The sequence below is a fragment of the Breoghania corrubedonensis genome, from assembly GCF_003053845.1.
Taxonomy (GTDB): domain Bacteria; phylum Pseudomonadota; class Alphaproteobacteria; order Rhizobiales; family Stappiaceae; genus Breoghania; species Breoghania corrubedonensis.
In genome coordinates this window covers 1,145,135-1,159,574 of record NZ_QAYG01000001.1, presented here as the reverse complement: position 1 = coordinate 1,159,574, position 14,440 = coordinate 1,145,135, and the positions used below count along the sequence as shown (strand labels likewise).

7 protein-coding genes are annotated in these 14,440 nt (G+C 64.2%); 5 read left to right on the top strand and 2 right to left on the bottom strand.

The annotated features are described in order from the left end of the window. The first annotated feature begins 14 nt into the window (after positions 1–14). The 4 genes from C8N35_RS05070 (at position 15) to C8N35_RS05055 (ending at position 9,013) form a co-directional block, all read left to right on the top strand. A complete protein-coding gene (locus tag C8N35_RS05070; RefSeq protein WP_107988471.1) occupies positions 15–896 on the top strand; it encodes a F0F1 ATP synthase subunit gamma in 882 nt (293 codons plus the stop codon). A gap of 131 nt (positions 897–1,027) precedes the next feature. After that, entirely contained in the window at positions 1,028–2,452 is a 1,425-nt protein-coding gene (gene atpD / locus C8N35_RS05065) for a F0F1 ATP synthase subunit beta (RefSeq protein WP_107988470.1), read from the top strand. A 98-nt stretch (positions 2,453–2,550) separates the two neighbouring features. Beyond that, positions 2,551–2,958 (top strand): F0F1 ATP synthase subunit epsilon, encoded by a 408-nt coding sequence (locus tag C8N35_RS05060; RefSeq protein WP_107988469.1) that lies wholly within the window; start codon positions 2,551–2,553, stop codon positions 2,956–2,958. 637 nt (positions 2,959–3,595) lie between these two features. After that, positions 3,596–9,013, top strand: a complete 5,418-nt coding sequence (locus tag C8N35_RS05055) for a DUF7933 domain-containing protein (RefSeq protein ID WP_107988468.1) — start codon at positions 3,596–3,598, stop codon at positions 9,011–9,013. Positions 9,014–9,462: 449 nt separating this feature from the next. Here C8N35_RS05055 and pnp read toward each other — a convergent pair whose 3' ends face one another. Beyond that, the gene (pnp, locus tag C8N35_RS05050; protein WP_107988467.1) at positions 9,463–11,580 is read right to left on the bottom strand and encodes a polyribonucleotide nucleotidyltransferase; all 2,118 of its coding nucleotides are present in this window, start codon (positions 11,578–11,580) and stop codon (positions 9,463–9,465) included. Positions 11,581–11,924: 344 nt separating this feature from the next. After that, the gene (gene rpsO / locus C8N35_RS05045) at positions 11,925–12,194 is read right to left on the bottom strand and encodes a 30S ribosomal protein S15 (protein ID WP_107988466.1); all 270 of its coding nucleotides are present in this window, start codon (positions 12,192–12,194) and stop codon (positions 11,925–11,927) included. 562 nt (positions 12,195–12,756) lie between these two features. On the opposite strand from rpsO, the gene C8N35_RS05040 reads away from it, so the two are divergent. Then, entirely contained in the window at positions 12,757–14,430 is a 1,674-nt protein-coding gene (locus tag C8N35_RS05040) for a methyl-accepting chemotaxis protein (protein ID WP_107988465.1), read from the top strand. Positions 14,431–14,440: the final 10 nt, after the last annotated feature.

The window sequence follows — 14,440 nt, the reverse complement described above, 5'->3', positions numbered from 1 at the left end:
GATCGGGAGCGCCTATGGCGTCACTCAAGGACCTACGAAACCGCATCGCCTCTGTTAAGGCGACGCAGAAGATCACCAAGGCCATGCAGATGGTGGCCGCGGCGAAGCTGCGTCGTGCCCAGGAGGCCGCGGAGGCCGCGCGGCCCTATGCGGAACGCATGGACGCCGTTCTGGCCAATCTGGCGGTCGCCTTCGAAGGCCGCCAGGACGCGCCCAGACTGATGACCGGCACAGGCAAGGACGACGTGCATCTGCTCGTCGTCTGTACCGCCGATCGTGGCCTGTGCGGTGGTTTCAACAACTCCATCGTCAAGCTCGCCAAGGAGCGTGCGCGCCGCCTTCAGGCCGACGGCAAGGAGGTGAAGATCCTCTGCGTCGGCAAGAAGGGCTTCGACATCCTGCGCCGCGACTTTGGCAAGCTGGTTGTCGATACGATCAGCCTGCGCGAGGTCAAGAAGCTCGGCTTCGGCCACGCCGACGATATCGGCAAGCGTCTTCTGGCGATGTTTGATGACGAGGCGTTCGACGTCTGCACGCTGTTCTATGCCGAGTTCCAGTCGGTGATCTCGCAGATCCCGACCGAGCAGCAGCTCATCCCGGCCGCTGTGCCGGAAGGGGCGGAGACGGTCGACCTTCAGGGCGCGATCTACGAGTATGAGCCGGACGAAGGGGAGATCCTGCAGGATCTGCTGCCGCGCAACGTCTCGGTTCAGGTCTTTCGGGCGCTTCTTGAGAACGCGGCTTCCGAACAGGGTGCGCGCATGTCCGCCATGGACAACGCGACGCGCAATGCCGGCGAGATGATCGACAAGCTGACGACGAGCTACAACCGCCAGCGTCAGGCGCAGATCACCACCGAGCTGATCGAAATTATTGCGGGCGCGGAAGCGCTCTAGGGCATCCCGCGTTCATGAGAACGCGGAACATGATGCTCTGGCACTGTGGAAACGGGCAACGTATCCGCCTTCAGGTGATTTCGCCTGGGAAGGCGGGTTGCTCTGACCGGATTTGAGACGAGGAACTCGTGATGGCTGACACTAAGGTCGGAAAAGTCACCCAGGTCATCGGCGCCGTCGTCGACGTCCACTTCGAGGGCGACCTTCCGGAAATCCTGAACGCTCTGGAAACGGACAACCAGGGCTCGCGCCTGGTGCTCGAGGTGGCCCAGCATCTGGGCGAAAACACCGTTCGCACGATCGCCATGGACGGCACCGAAGGTCTGGTGCGCGGCCAGGAGGTCAAGGACACCGGCGGATCGATCGCGATTCCCGTTGGCGTCGGCACGCTCGGCCGCATCATGAACGTGATCGGCGAACCGGTTGACGAAGCCGGCGAGATCAAGGCCGAGACCACGCGCGGCATTCACCAGCCGGCGCCCGAATATGTCGAACAGTCGACGGAAGCGGAAATCCTGGTCACGGGCATCAAGGTCGTGGACCTGTTGGCGCCTTACGCCAAGGGCGGCAAGATCGGCCTGTTCGGTGGTGCCGGCGTGGGCAAGACCGTTCTGATCATGGAGCTCATCAACAACGTCGCGAAGGCGCACGGCGGCTACTCGGTGTTCGCCGGCGTGGGTGAGCGTACCCGTGAGGGCAACGACCTCTACTGGGAAATGATCGAGTCCGGCGTGAACAAGGAAGGCGGCGGGGAAGGCTCCAAGGCCGCCCTCGTTTATGGCCAGATGAACGAGCCCCCGGGAGCGCGCGCCCGCGTCGCCCTGTCGGGTCTGACGGTGGCCGAGCACTTCCGCGACCAGGGTCAGGACGTGCTGTTCTTCGTGGACAACATCTTCCGCTTCACCCAGGCCGGTTCCGAGGTTTCGGCGCTTCTGGGCCGTATTCCTTCGGCGGTGGGTTATCAGCCGACGCTGGCGACCGACATGGGCACCATGCAGGAGCGCATCACCACCACCAACAAGGGCTCGATCACGTCCGTGCAGGCCGTTTACGTGCCGGCCGACGATCTGACCGACCCGGCGCCTGCCTCCACCTTCGCCCACCTCGACGCCACGACGGTGCTGAACCGCGCGATCGCGGAAAAGGGCATCTACCCGGCCGTGGATCCGCTGGACTCCACCTCGCGCATGCTCGATCCGCGCATCATCGGTGACGAGCACTACGCGGTCGCCCGTCAGGTGCAGGAGATCCTCCAGCGCTACAAGTCGCTGCAGGACATCATCGCCATCCTGGGCATGGACGAACTGTCGGAAGAGGACAAGCTGACGGTGGCCCGCGCCCGCAAGATCGAGCGCTTCCTGTCGCAGCCCTTCTTCGTCGCCGAGGTCTTTACCGGTTCGCCGGGCAAGCTCGTCGATCTCGCCGACACCATCAAGGGCTTCAAAGGCCTTTGCTCCGGCGACTACGACCACCTTCCCGAGGCCGCCTTCTACATGGTCGGCTCCATCGACGAAGCGGTCGAGAAGGCACAGAAGCTGGCCGCCGAGGCAGCCTGATCCGACGCCCGTCTTGACCGATGGGCCGATACCGATCGAATTGAGCGCCGGAGCGACTTGACGCTCCGGCGGATTTTCAGGAACGAACGAGGCTTGCCATGGCGGAACCGTTTCAGTTTGAGCTCGTCTCGCCGGAACGCCTGCTGATTTCAGAAGCGGTGAACGAAGTCGTCGTGCCCGGTACGGACGGCGATTTCGGCGTCCTGAAGGACCACGCGCCGACCATGTCGACGGTCCGCCCGGGTTTCATCTCGGTGAAGCATACGGACGGCCACGAGAGCAGGCTCTACGTCGTCGGCGGTTTCGCGGACGTCAATCCGAATGGCCTGACGATCCTGGCCGAGGAGGCGATCGACGTCGCCGACATCAAGGCAGAGGACCTCGCCGAGCAGATCCGCAATGCGGAAGAGGACTTCGCGGACGCCAAGGACGACGACCAGCGTCTGGCCGCCGCGACCAAGCTCGACAATCTGAAGAACATGAAAGGCGCCCTGGCCAACCTTTAGAGCGTTGGCCGCGGGTGCCGGAATGGTGCCGCGGTAAACCCGTCACGAGACGCCGGGCGAGCGGTCCGGCGATATGACAGCCCCCGCCGAACGTCCGAAAATCAGGTCTTGAAAGCCCCGCCGATCCATTCGGTGGGGCTTTTTCGTTATACGCCCCGAACTCCCACCCCCAAATTCCCACCGCGAGCTCCCGCGCCAAATTCCCGCCCCGAATTTTTCGGTCGCGCTGGTCTGTTCGCGCGCTCCCTGGCGGGCGGATCGCCCCCAGGCCGGGTTCCCCTCGTGTTAGCGCGAAAGGCCGCGCCGCATTCCGGTCGCCGGGAATGTGTCGGGCAGACAAAAACCCGGCATAAATGTGGCACATCGGCAACCCATTGGCGAATAGTCATCATCTGCACGCAACCCGACTTGACGTAAGGGTTGGGGCAATCGAACATCCCACGGCCAGTGTCTTTCGACGTTAAATGCGTGTTTAAATTCAATAAAATCAATACAAGCCGCGTTCGAACGAAAAGATCTCCGGCACGACGCATTCGCGGTGGACCTGGTCCTGTATTGCCGGACCTCGCGTGAAACGGACACTGCATATTTCATCACCGTATCGGTGAGACGAAATCGAGTATCGGAAGGATTACGGATGATCGGGGCCAAGCGCGTCCTTGCCGCTATCGGGTTGCTGTTGGCAGCGACGATCGCGACGGCACACACGGCTGACGCTCAGCCGACCTTCAGCGCGCAATTCTCGCCGAGCACGATCGCGGCCGGTGCTGAATCCCGTCTCATCTTCACGATCACGAACGGCAGCGGCTCGCCGGTGACGGCGATGACGTTCACCGACACGTTGCCGGCCGGAACAACCGTGGCAGCGTCGCCGCGTGGCGAGACGACCTGTATAGACGGCGTCGTCACGGTGAATGCGAGCGATACGTTCACCTTCGAAGGCAATGGCGGGGCGAGCGGAGCGAGCGTGGCAGCAGACAGCAGCTGCACCGTCTCGATCTACGTGACGGCCTCCACCGGCGGGGCCTACAACAACACCTCGGGTGACCTGACATCGAGCGCCGGAAACTCGGGCACTGCCAGCGCGACACTGACCGTGGATGCCGCCCGCCTCGAGTTCGACATGGCGTTTTCGCCCGCGACCGTCGGTATCGGCGCCGCATCAAGGATCACCTATACGATTACGAAGCCGAATTCGGGTGTTGTCACCGGCGTTGCTTTCAACAATACCCTGCCAACCGGCCTTCAGGTGGCCTCTCCAAGCAGTGTCGCGACCAGTTGTACCGGTGGGGCTGCGAGCGCCACGACCGGTTCCCAGACCGTTCAGCTTTCCGGCGCGTTCTTCACGGCAGCCGGATCGTGCACGGTCACGGTCGATGTCACGAACACGGGCGCCGGTACGTATGTCAACTCGGCCGAACTGAGTTCGTCCGCAGGGACCTCAGGCGCCGCCACCGCAACACTGACGGTGACCGCGCCCACCGGTGACATCACGTTGATCAAGCAGTTTGCGCGCACTGCCGCTGCGCCCGGCGGCACGATCGAGATGACCTACACGCTGGCCAACCGGAGTTCCTCCTCCGCCGCGACCGCGATCACCTTCACGGATGATCTCGACGCCGCGCTGAGCGGCCTGACGGCGTCCGCGCTTCCCGCGACCGGCTTTTGCGGGGTGGGGTCCCAGCTGACCGGATCCTCCACGCTGACACTGTCGGGGGCCACTCTCGGGTCGCGCGAAAGCTGCAGCTTCACCGTCACACTCGATGTACCTGCCAGCGCCTCCGACACCACAGTCACCAGCACGACGAGCTCGATATCCGGTCAGCTTGGCGGCTCCCCGGTCACGGGCGACCCCGCGTCTGCATCGTTCAACGTCGTCACCACGACGCCCGTGATGACCAAGTCGTTCACCGACGATCCGGTTTCCGCCGGCGGCACCGTGACGCTGCAATACGTCATCAGCAATCCCAGCACGATCACGGCGCTCGGCTCTATCGCCTTCACCGACAGCCTCGCCGCGATGGCCGATGCGGCGGTCACCGCGGGAACCGGCTCCAATCTGTGCGGGTCCGGATCGTTCCTCTTCACGCAGGAGATTAGCGGAACGCCGTCCGTGGTCCTGAACAGCGGCACACTCGCGGCCGGCGCCTCCTGCACCCTGACCCTGACCCTGACGCTTCCCGCAAACACGCCGGCCGGCGACTACGCCTCCACTTCCAGCGACGTGACGAGCGACGGCGGCACCGGCGCACCCGCCAGCGATACGCTGCAGGTCTCTCCGCCGGATATCAATGTCAGCCTGAGCAAGACCTTCACCGACGATCCCGTTCGTCCGGGCGATACGGTAACGCTCGAATTCACGCTGCGAAATGACGACGAGGCGACGGCAATTACCGACCTCGCGTTTACCGACGATCTCGATGCAATGCTCACCGGCGCCGTCGCCACCGGGCTTCCCGCCAGCAATGTCTGCGGAACGGGATCGACCGTTTCCGGCACGAGCACCATCGCGCTTTCGGGCGGTAATCTGGCGGCCAGCGACGAATGCACCTTCTCCGTCACCGTGCAGGTGCCGGGGGGCGCGGCCGCTGGTTCCTACCCGAACACGACGTCCGATGTCAGCGGGGATTCCGGCAGTGGTATCATGACGGCGACGGGCTCGGCCGCAACCGGCACGCTCGTCGTCTCCGACGTCCTGGCCGTGACGGGCACGATGAGCTTCACCGACGATCCGGTCGTCGCGGGCTCCGTCGTGACCCTGCAATACGTGCTGAGCAATCCGAACACGGCGGACGATGCGACCTCCATCTCGTTTAGCGACAACCTGAACGGCTTGGGGCTTCCCTCGCCGGGACTCGTCTTGTCCGGCTCTCTGCCGAGCGACCCCTGCGGTACGGGCTCGAGCCTGTCGCTGAGCAGCGGCGGCACCGCGGGTACGCTATCCCTTTCCGGCGGCAACATCCTGGCGAGCGGTTCGTGCACCTTCTCCATCCAGTTCACGGTGCCTTCCAATGCGGCCGCCAACACCTATGGCAACACCACATCGGTGATCAGTTCCACGGTGAACAGCACCCCGCTGACCAGCGCCAGCGGCATGAACGACACGCTGAGCGTTTCCTCGCCCTATGAAAATATCATCTTCACCAAGACCTTCACCGACGATCCGGCGGAAGCCGGAAGCTCCGTGACGTTGCGCTTCGTGCTCGATAACAGCGTCAATTCGGTCGCCATCGACGGCGCGACCTTCACCGACGACCTGACCGCGATGGGCTTCGCGGCAACCGTCACCGCCGATTCGGGCAGCTGTTCGGGCGGCGGCTCATGGAACGTCACCGGCACCACGACGATTTCGGCCAGCGTTTCCAACCTGCCGGGCGGTGCGACCTGCACATTCGATGTCGCCGTGGCGATCCCGTCAGGGACATCGCCCGGCATCTCCACGAACACCACGAGCACGGTTGCCGTCACGATCGGCGCGGGCTCGGGAAGCGTGGCGGCGGCGAGCGACGATCTCACCATCTCGCCGACCAATGTCACCCTGCAGAAGAGCTTTTCCGGCGATCCGGTTCTGCCCGGCGGCACCTTCTCCGTCACCTATACGATCCTCAGCCCGGCGTCGGGCAGTGCGCTCAGCGATATCCGCTTTACCGACGATTATGATGCCGTGCTTTCCGGGCTTGTCGTCTCCGGGGCCCTTCCGAGCAATCCCTGCGGCGCGGGGTCGGCGCTGGCCGGCACCACCTCGATCGAGCTTACCGGCGGCAGTCTCAACCCTTCCGAGACTTGCCAGTTCACGGTGAACCTGGCAGCACCGTCGAACGCGACGCCCAACACCTATACCAGCACCTCCGGTGCGCTTTTCGAGACGGCCGCGCAGATCGCGCCGCCCGCCTCCGATACGTTCGAGGTCGCGAACCCGGCCGACAATGTGACCTTCGCGTTGCAGTTCACCGATGATCCGGTTGCGCCAGGCGGGACCGCGACAGCCCAATTCACCATCACCAATCCCGATTCGGTGTCGACCGTATCCGGCCTCGCCTTCACGATGCCGGTCGATGCGGTGATCACGGGGGCAACCGTTTCCTCCGCCACGCCCGCGGCGCCATGTGGCGGCGCGGTGGTTTCCGGCACGTCCAGCCTCAGCGTGTCCGGTGGATCGCTTGCCGCCGGCGCCAATTGCAGCTTCACCGTCTCCGTGCTTGTTCCGCTCGGGACAACGAGCGGCAGCAACAGTTTCTCGACAAGCACGCTGGCGGCCACGGCCAACAGCACCGCGACGACGGTCTCCGCGGCCAGCGACACGCTGGTGGTTGGCGATGCGCCGCAGTTCACGGTGACGAGCGGAGACTTCAACACAAGCGGAGCCGTCGGCGGTCCCTTCAACGCGACGATGGACTACGTCATCTCCAACACCGGCAGTTTCCCGCTCAGCTACACGGCGGCGGCAAGCCAGGCCTTCATCGGGCTTTCCTCGACCGGTGGTACCATCGCCGCTGGCGGCAGCCAGACGGTCACCGTGTCGATCACCGCGACCGCCAACGGCTTCGCGGCGAGCGCGACGCCCTATTCCGGCACGGTGACGTTCACCAACATCAGCGCCTCCGGTCCGCCGACCGAGATCCGCAACGTCAACCTCACCGTGCAGCAACTCGGCTCCGTTACCGTGATGGTGAATTCCAGCCAGGGCGACGGCACCTTCACCTTTTCATCAAGTGCCACGGCGCTGAACGGCCTTGCCATCACGACGTCGAACGGGGCCGGCAGTTCCGCCGCGGTCGATGTGGTGGCGGGCAGCTACACGCTGTCGCTGCCGAAGGCCGGCATGCCGGATGGTTTCGGCCTCGCCGGCATCTCGTGCACGGAGACGGGGGGAACGTCCAACTCTTCCGCCAGTGTCGGTTCCGCGACCGCCACCATTGTGGTGGAAACGGGTGAGGCCATCACCTGCGTGTTCGAGACGGCGAATTCGCGCGAACGCACGACGGCCATCATCAATCGCTTCCTCAGCAAGCGGGTGGACCTGATCCTGTCGAACGAGCCGGGCCAGAACCGGCGCATCGACCGGCTCCGCAACCGCTTCGGCGGTGGGGCGAGCGGCACCGGCACGCCGTTCGACGTCACCGCTACGCAGGCCGGGGCCGGCGGCGTGGCCATGGCCTTCGAGACCTCGCTTGCCCAGATCCGCTCCGCCTATGTCGCGCAGGACCGGGCCAAGCAGGCCCTTCTCGCCACATCCGGCGTCTTCGCGCACAATCCGAGCGGTCTGCCGCCTGAACAAACCCTGTGGGACGTGTGGTTCCGCGGCTCCTTCACCTGGTTCGAGGACAATTCCGACGGTTCGGACAGCGATGGCGTCTTCGCGATCTTCCATGCGGGTGCCGACTATCTTGTCAGCGACCGGATTCTTGTCGGCGCGCTGGTTCAGCTCGACTACATGGATCAGGATTTCACGACCCTCAACGCCAACGCAAACGGCGTCGGCTGGATGGCCGGGCCCTACGCGACTCTGCGGCTGACGAACAATCTCTATTTCGACACGCGCGCCGCATGGGGCACGTCCTTCAACCAGGTGAGCCCGTTCAACACCTACACGGACGATTTCTCCACCACGCGCTGGCTGGTGCGCGCCGGTCTCATCGGCGACTGGGCCTTCGGCGCCTGGAATTTCCGGCCTTCGGCCAACGTCGCCTACATGCAGGAGACGCAGGAGGCCTATACCGACAGCCTCAGCGTGGAAATACCGGAACAGACGGTCGGCGTTGGCCAGCTCGATTTCGGCCCCGAGATCTCCTACACCTACCAGACCGAGACCGGCTATCTGATCGCTCCCTCGGCCAAGCTCACCGGCATCTGGAACTTCAAGCGCGACACCTATGGGGTCACCACGACGACAAGTTCCGCCGGCGTGGAAATGCGCGCGAAGGCCGAACTCGGCCTCAACGTGCGCATGCCCAGTGGTGTGCGGGTGGAGGCGAACGGATCTTATGACGGCATCGGCGCGGAGGACTACAACGCCGTTTCGGGCCAGGTGAAGCTCTCCGTGCCGCTCAACTGAGTGGGGGGCGGACGGCGCAGCCAACGACGGGAAGCGGCGCGACTAACGGGCGCATGGCGCCGGGTGTGCGTGCCGGCCGGCGTCCATATCGGGGGCTGTCGGGCCATCGGAGCCGACACTGAGGCTTGACCGGCGTCCGGGTAGAAATCGCCCCCTTCGCCATTCCGGACAAGTGAGGCGGAGCCCGAAGCCGGTCGCGGATCCGGAATCCCGACATCGGATGACGCGCCAGAGTGCCTTCCGACCAAGCGGAATCGCTTGGTCGATAAGAAACCTCTCCAGGTCGATACCTTGAGCATAGTCTTGCCGCTCAGATTAAGTAAATCTGATCGGCATAGGCTCTAGCGCCTGCGTTACTCTTTCTTTCCCCTTGGCTCAACGCGCATAAAAAAAGCCGGGGCGTTGCCACCCCGGCCTTTCGTATCTTGCAGTCGATCAGCGGGCGCGGATCACGCGTCCTGCTTGATCTCCTCGCCGGTCTCCTGGTCGACGACCTTCATCGACAGGCGGACCTTGCCGCGATCGTCGAAGCCCATCAGCTTGACCTTGACCTTGTCGCCTTCCTTGACCACGTCGGTGGTCTTGGCGACCTTCTGCGGGGCGAGCTGGGAGATGTGGACCAGGCCGTCCTTGGCGCCGAAGAAGTTGACGAAGGCGCCGAAATCGACGGTCTTCACGACGGTGCCGTCGTAGATCATGCCCACTTCCGGTTCGGCCGCGATGGAGTTGATCCAGTTGATCGCCGCCTGGATCGCCTTGCCGTCGGAAGACGCCACCTTGATGGTGCCGTCATCGGCAATGTCGATCTTGGCGCCGGTCTTTTCCACGATCTCGCGGATGACCTTGCCGCCCGAGCCGATCACTTCACGGATCTTGTCGACCGCGATCTTGATCACCTCGATGCGCGGCGCGAACTCGCCGAGCTCGGTGCGGGCCTCGCCCAGCGCCTTGCCCATCTCGCCGAGGATATGCAGACGGCCTTCCTGGGCCTGGCCCAGCGCGACCTTCATGATCTCTTCGGTGATGCCGGCGATCTTGATGTCCATCTGCAGCGCGGTGACGCCTTCCGACGTGCCGGCCACCTTGAAGTCCATGTCGCCGAGGTGATCCTCGTCGCCGAGAATGTCGGAGAGAACGGCGAACTTGTCACCCTCGAGCACGAGGCCCATGGCGATGCCGGCGACCGGACGGGTCAGCGGAACGCCGGCGTCCATCAGCGACAAGGAAGTGCCGCAGACGGTCGCCATCGAGGACGAGCCGTTGGACTCGGTGATCTCGGAGACGACGCGCAGCGTGTAGGGGAAGTCGTGATGGGCCGGCAGCATCGGATGCACGGCGCGCCATGCGAGCTTGCCGTGGCCGATCTCGCGGCGTCCCGGGGAGCCCATGCGGCCCGTCTCGCCCACGGAGTAGGGCGGGAAGTTGTAGTGCAGCATGAAGCGTTCTTTGTAGGTGCCGGTCAGCGCGTCGACGAACTGCTCGTCGTCGCCGGTGCCCAGCGTCGCCACCACGAGACCCTGGGTCTCGCCGCGGGTGAACAGGGCGGAACCGTGGGCGCGCGGCAGGATGCCGACTTCCGACACGATCGGACGCACCGTCTTCAGGTCGCGGCCGTCGATACGGGCCCCCTCATTGAGGATGCGGCCGCGAACGATCGAGGCCTCAAGCTTCTTGAACAGGTCGGACACGACGTTCTTGTCCGGCGCGTTCGCATCGCCTTCGACGATCAGGCCGGCCATGACCTTGTCCTTGGCGGCGCTGACCTTGTTCGAACGCTCGATCTTGTCGGCGATCAGGAAGGCGGCGGCGAGGTCGGCCTCGGCGATCTCCTTGACCTTGGCGAAGAGCTCGTCATGGGACGGCACGACGTGGTCGCGCGGCTCCTTGGCGGCCTTTTCGGCAAGACGGATGATCGCGTCGATCACCGGCTGGAAGTGCGTGTGGCCGAACATCACGGCGCCGAGCATGACTTCCTCGGTCAGCTCCTGCGCTTCCGACTCGACCATCAGAACCGCGTCGGCCGTGCCGGCGACGATCAGGTCGAGCTTGCTGTCCGGCATGTCGTCGGTCATCGGGTTCAGCACGTATTCGCCGTCGACATAGCCGACACGCGCGCCGCCGATCGGGCCCATGAACGGAACGCCGGAAAGCGTCAGCGCGGCAGAGGCCGCGACCATCGCGAGGATGTCCGGGTTGTTCTCCAGGTCATGGGAGAGAACGGTGATGATGACCTGTGTCTCGTTCTTGTAGCCTTCGGCGAAGAGCGGGCGGATCGGACGGTCGATCAGCCGCGAGACCAGTGTCTCGTTCTCGCTCGGACGGCCTTCGCGCTTGAAGAAGCCGCCGGGAATCTTGCCGGCCGCGAACGCCTTTTCCTGGTAGTTCACGGTCAGCGGAAAGAAGTCGAAGCCGGGCTTGGGCTGCTTGGCGGAGACGACGGTGGCCAGCACCTTGCTCTCGCCGTAGGACGCCATCACGGCGCCGTCGGCCTGGCGGGCGACCTTGCCCGTCTCCAGGATCAGCGGGCGGCCGCCCCACTCGATTTCTTCGCGTTGAATATCAAACATATAGCTTGTCCTTTCCAGGAGGGCCCCTGTCGGGGTGCCCCTGAATGCGACCGGATCGCCGCGGCCTCGCCGCGGCTGTGCCTGCCGGTCGGTTCCTCTCAAGTCCGCACCGGCGCGCTCCCTGAGGGGCGTTCCGATCCGGGTCTCAGACGAGCCATGGGCAAGACGGCAAGAAGCTTTTCGCACGCGAAACGTGAGTGAAAAGCATCCGGCGATCTCGCCCCATGGCCCTCCGGGTTCAGCCCTGGACTACGGCGAGGCAGGGTTTCCTGCGCCGCCGGTTTCCGGGACCGGATACGAACGCAGCGGGCACATGGCCCGCTGCCTCATTGTGTCATGCGGCTCTAGCGGCGCAATCCGAGCCGCTGAATCAGGCTCTGGTAGCGCTCTTCGCTCTTGCCCTTGACATAATCGAGCAGGTGACGGCGCTGGCTGACCATCTTCAGAAGGCCACGACGGGAATGGTTGTCCTTGGCGTGGGTCTTGAAGTGCTCGGTCAGGTTGGTGATGCGCTCCGTGAGAACGGCGACCTGGACCTCGGCGGATCCGGTATCACCGTCTTTGGTGGCGTATTCCTTGATCAGTTCCTGCTTGCGTTCAGGTGTGATCGACATCGGCTTTCCTTCTTCGGTCACTGGGGAGGCGCGAGGCGGGCGTACCCGTCGCTCTGTGCGCCTCCGGATTGAGGATAGGACACCGACCGGCTCGCGCCGGATCGGGGGTCCTGCGGCAAAACCCCAGGCCTGTGCCGGGATGTCGTCCAGCACGGTCTGGCGGGGGAGAACAACGCGCGGCCCTTGTCAGGGAAACGGCTTCTTCCGGTTCGCCGGGAAACGATCGCCGGCTGCCTATGGCAGGCCGCGATCAATGGCAGGAACCATATGGGTCCCGAATGCGCGCGGAATATGACCGACACGGGCGCATTTTGCCAGCGATTTGTTGGGAGAAATTCAACCCGGCCGCCGCAAGGCCGGCCTGCGCGCGCCGAACAGAACCCGGGATGCCGGAAATCCCGGCTCGCGCATTCCGGTTTCGTGCAATTTAAGTAAAGAATCAAATTTTTCTAATGCGTATATAGTAAGTAATACTATATACAATGATAAATTAACGAATACTTGTCAGTTTTCGAACGGTGCATCGTGACTTCGGTGATATGTCGATCTTCAGGACCTGGTGATGAACAAGCTTTCGATACGGGCGCGTCTTTTCGTCAGCTACGGGCTGATTCTCATTTTCGTTGTCGCGCTGGGCGTTTTCGCGCTTCAGCGGCTCGACGGCGTCACGCAGAGGACGTCGGCCCTCGCCTCGGAATTCGATGGCGTATCCACGCTGGGCGACATGGCGCGCCTCAGTCAGCAGCTTAACGCCTACGAGATCCTGCGGCACTTCGCCGGCGAGGCGGATCCCGACCTCGAGAAGGAACTTTCCCAGGCCCGCCTCAACTTCTCCGCCGCCTGGAGCCGGTTTGCCAAGCAGATCTCCACGCCGGAGGAGGAACGCCTGGCGACGGAACTGAAAGACGCGTGGCAACACTTTCTTGCTGTGGCCGAGGAAGTGACGGTCCTCGACAATGCCGGTCAGAGGGAACTCGCGAACCGCGTTCTGATGAACGACCTGCGCAAGGATGCGACGGCCTTCTACACGGCGACCAAGACGATGCTCGACTACCGTGAGCGGCGCGCCGCCGCGACGGCAGACAGCGCCAGCGAAATCAGCGCGGCATCGCGCACCAGCGTGCTCGTCGCGCTCGCGGTCATCGTTCTCTCCGGCCTTTTGGTCGCATGGCTCAACATCCGCAGCGTCTCGCGTCCGATCACGCAGATCACCGCGGCAATGCGCGCTCTGGCCGAGAACAAGATGGATACCGAAGTACCGGGCACAGAGCGTGGCGACGAGATCGGCTCAATGGCGGGTGCCATCCTGATCTTCAAGGATGGAATGGCGGCGGCGGAGCGGCTGCGCGAGGAGCAGGTGCGGCTTGAGGAGCAGAACACGACGAAGCGCAAGCAGGAGATGATCGCGCTGGCCGACGGGTTCGAGTCCGCGGTCGGCGAGGTGGTCGAAATGGTCGCTTCGGCCGCGACCGAACTGCAGGCCACCGTCGGCACGCTTACGGAAGCCTCCGATCAGACCAACGCGCAATGCTCCCTGGTCGCCTCATCGGCAGAGCAGGCCGCCCAGAATGTGCAGACCGTGGCGGCGGCGATCGAGATCCTTTCCTCCTCCGCGGGGGAAATCGGCCAGCGCGTGCAACACTCCACCAGCGTCGCTTCGCGCGCGGTCGAGGAAGCCAACCACACCAACGACCGCATGACGGGCCTGCGTACCGACGCGGAGAAGATCGGCGCGATCATCGGCCTGATCGACGAGATCGCCGCGCAAACCAACCTGCTGGCGCTCAACGCGACGATCGAGGCCGCGCGGGCCGGGGAAGCTGGCAAGGGGTTCGCCGTCGTCGCCCAGGAAGTGAAGGGGCTCGCCGAGCAGACCGCCAAGGCGACTGCCGAGATTTCCGTGCAGATCGGCTCCATGCAGACCTCAAGCGAGGACGCGACCAACGCGATCGGCGGCATCGGCCGCACGATCACGGAAATGAGCGAGATCTCGTCCTCGATCTTCGACGCGATCGAGACCCAGGGCCGCACGACGTCGGAAGTCGCCGCAAACATCCATCAGGCCTCGACCGGCACCCAGGAGGTGACAAGCACGATCGCCTACGTCTCCTCCGCTGCCCAGCAATCCGCCAGTGCCGCGGCGCAGGTGAACGAATCCGCCAACGAGCTGGCGACCCAGGCCGAACGGTTGCGTTCGGAGATGCGCAAGTTTCTGGCGACGGTGCGCGCGGCCTGACGGCCCGACG

Bases quoted from the DNA above. Each gene is read 5' to 3' on its own strand.
- C8N35_RS05070 (WP_107988471.1), top strand. From the start codon at position 15: ATGGCGTCACTCAAGGACCTACGAAACCGCATCGCCTCTGTTAAGGCG.
- atpD (WP_107988470.1), top strand. From the start codon at position 1,028: ATGGCTGACACTAAGGTCGGAAAAGTCACCCAGGTCATCGGCGCCGTC.
- C8N35_RS05060 (WP_107988469.1), top strand. From the start codon at position 2,551: ATGGCGGAACCGTTTCAGTTTGAGCTCGTCTCGCCGGAACGCCTGCTG.
- C8N35_RS05055 (WP_107988468.1), top strand. From the start codon at position 3,596: ATGATCGGGGCCAAGCGCGTCCTTGCCGCTATCGGGTTGCTGTTGGCA.
- pnp (WP_107988467.1), bottom strand. From the start codon at position 11,580: ATGTTTGATATTCAACGCGAAGAAATCGAGTGGGGCGGCCGCCCGCTG.
- rpsO (WP_107988466.1), bottom strand. From the start codon at position 12,194: ATGTCGATCACACCTGAACGCAAGCAGGAACTGATCAAGGAATACGCC.
- C8N35_RS05040 (WP_107988465.1), top strand. From the start codon at position 12,757: ATGAACAAGCTTTCGATACGGGCGCGTCTTTTCGTCAGCTACGGGCTG.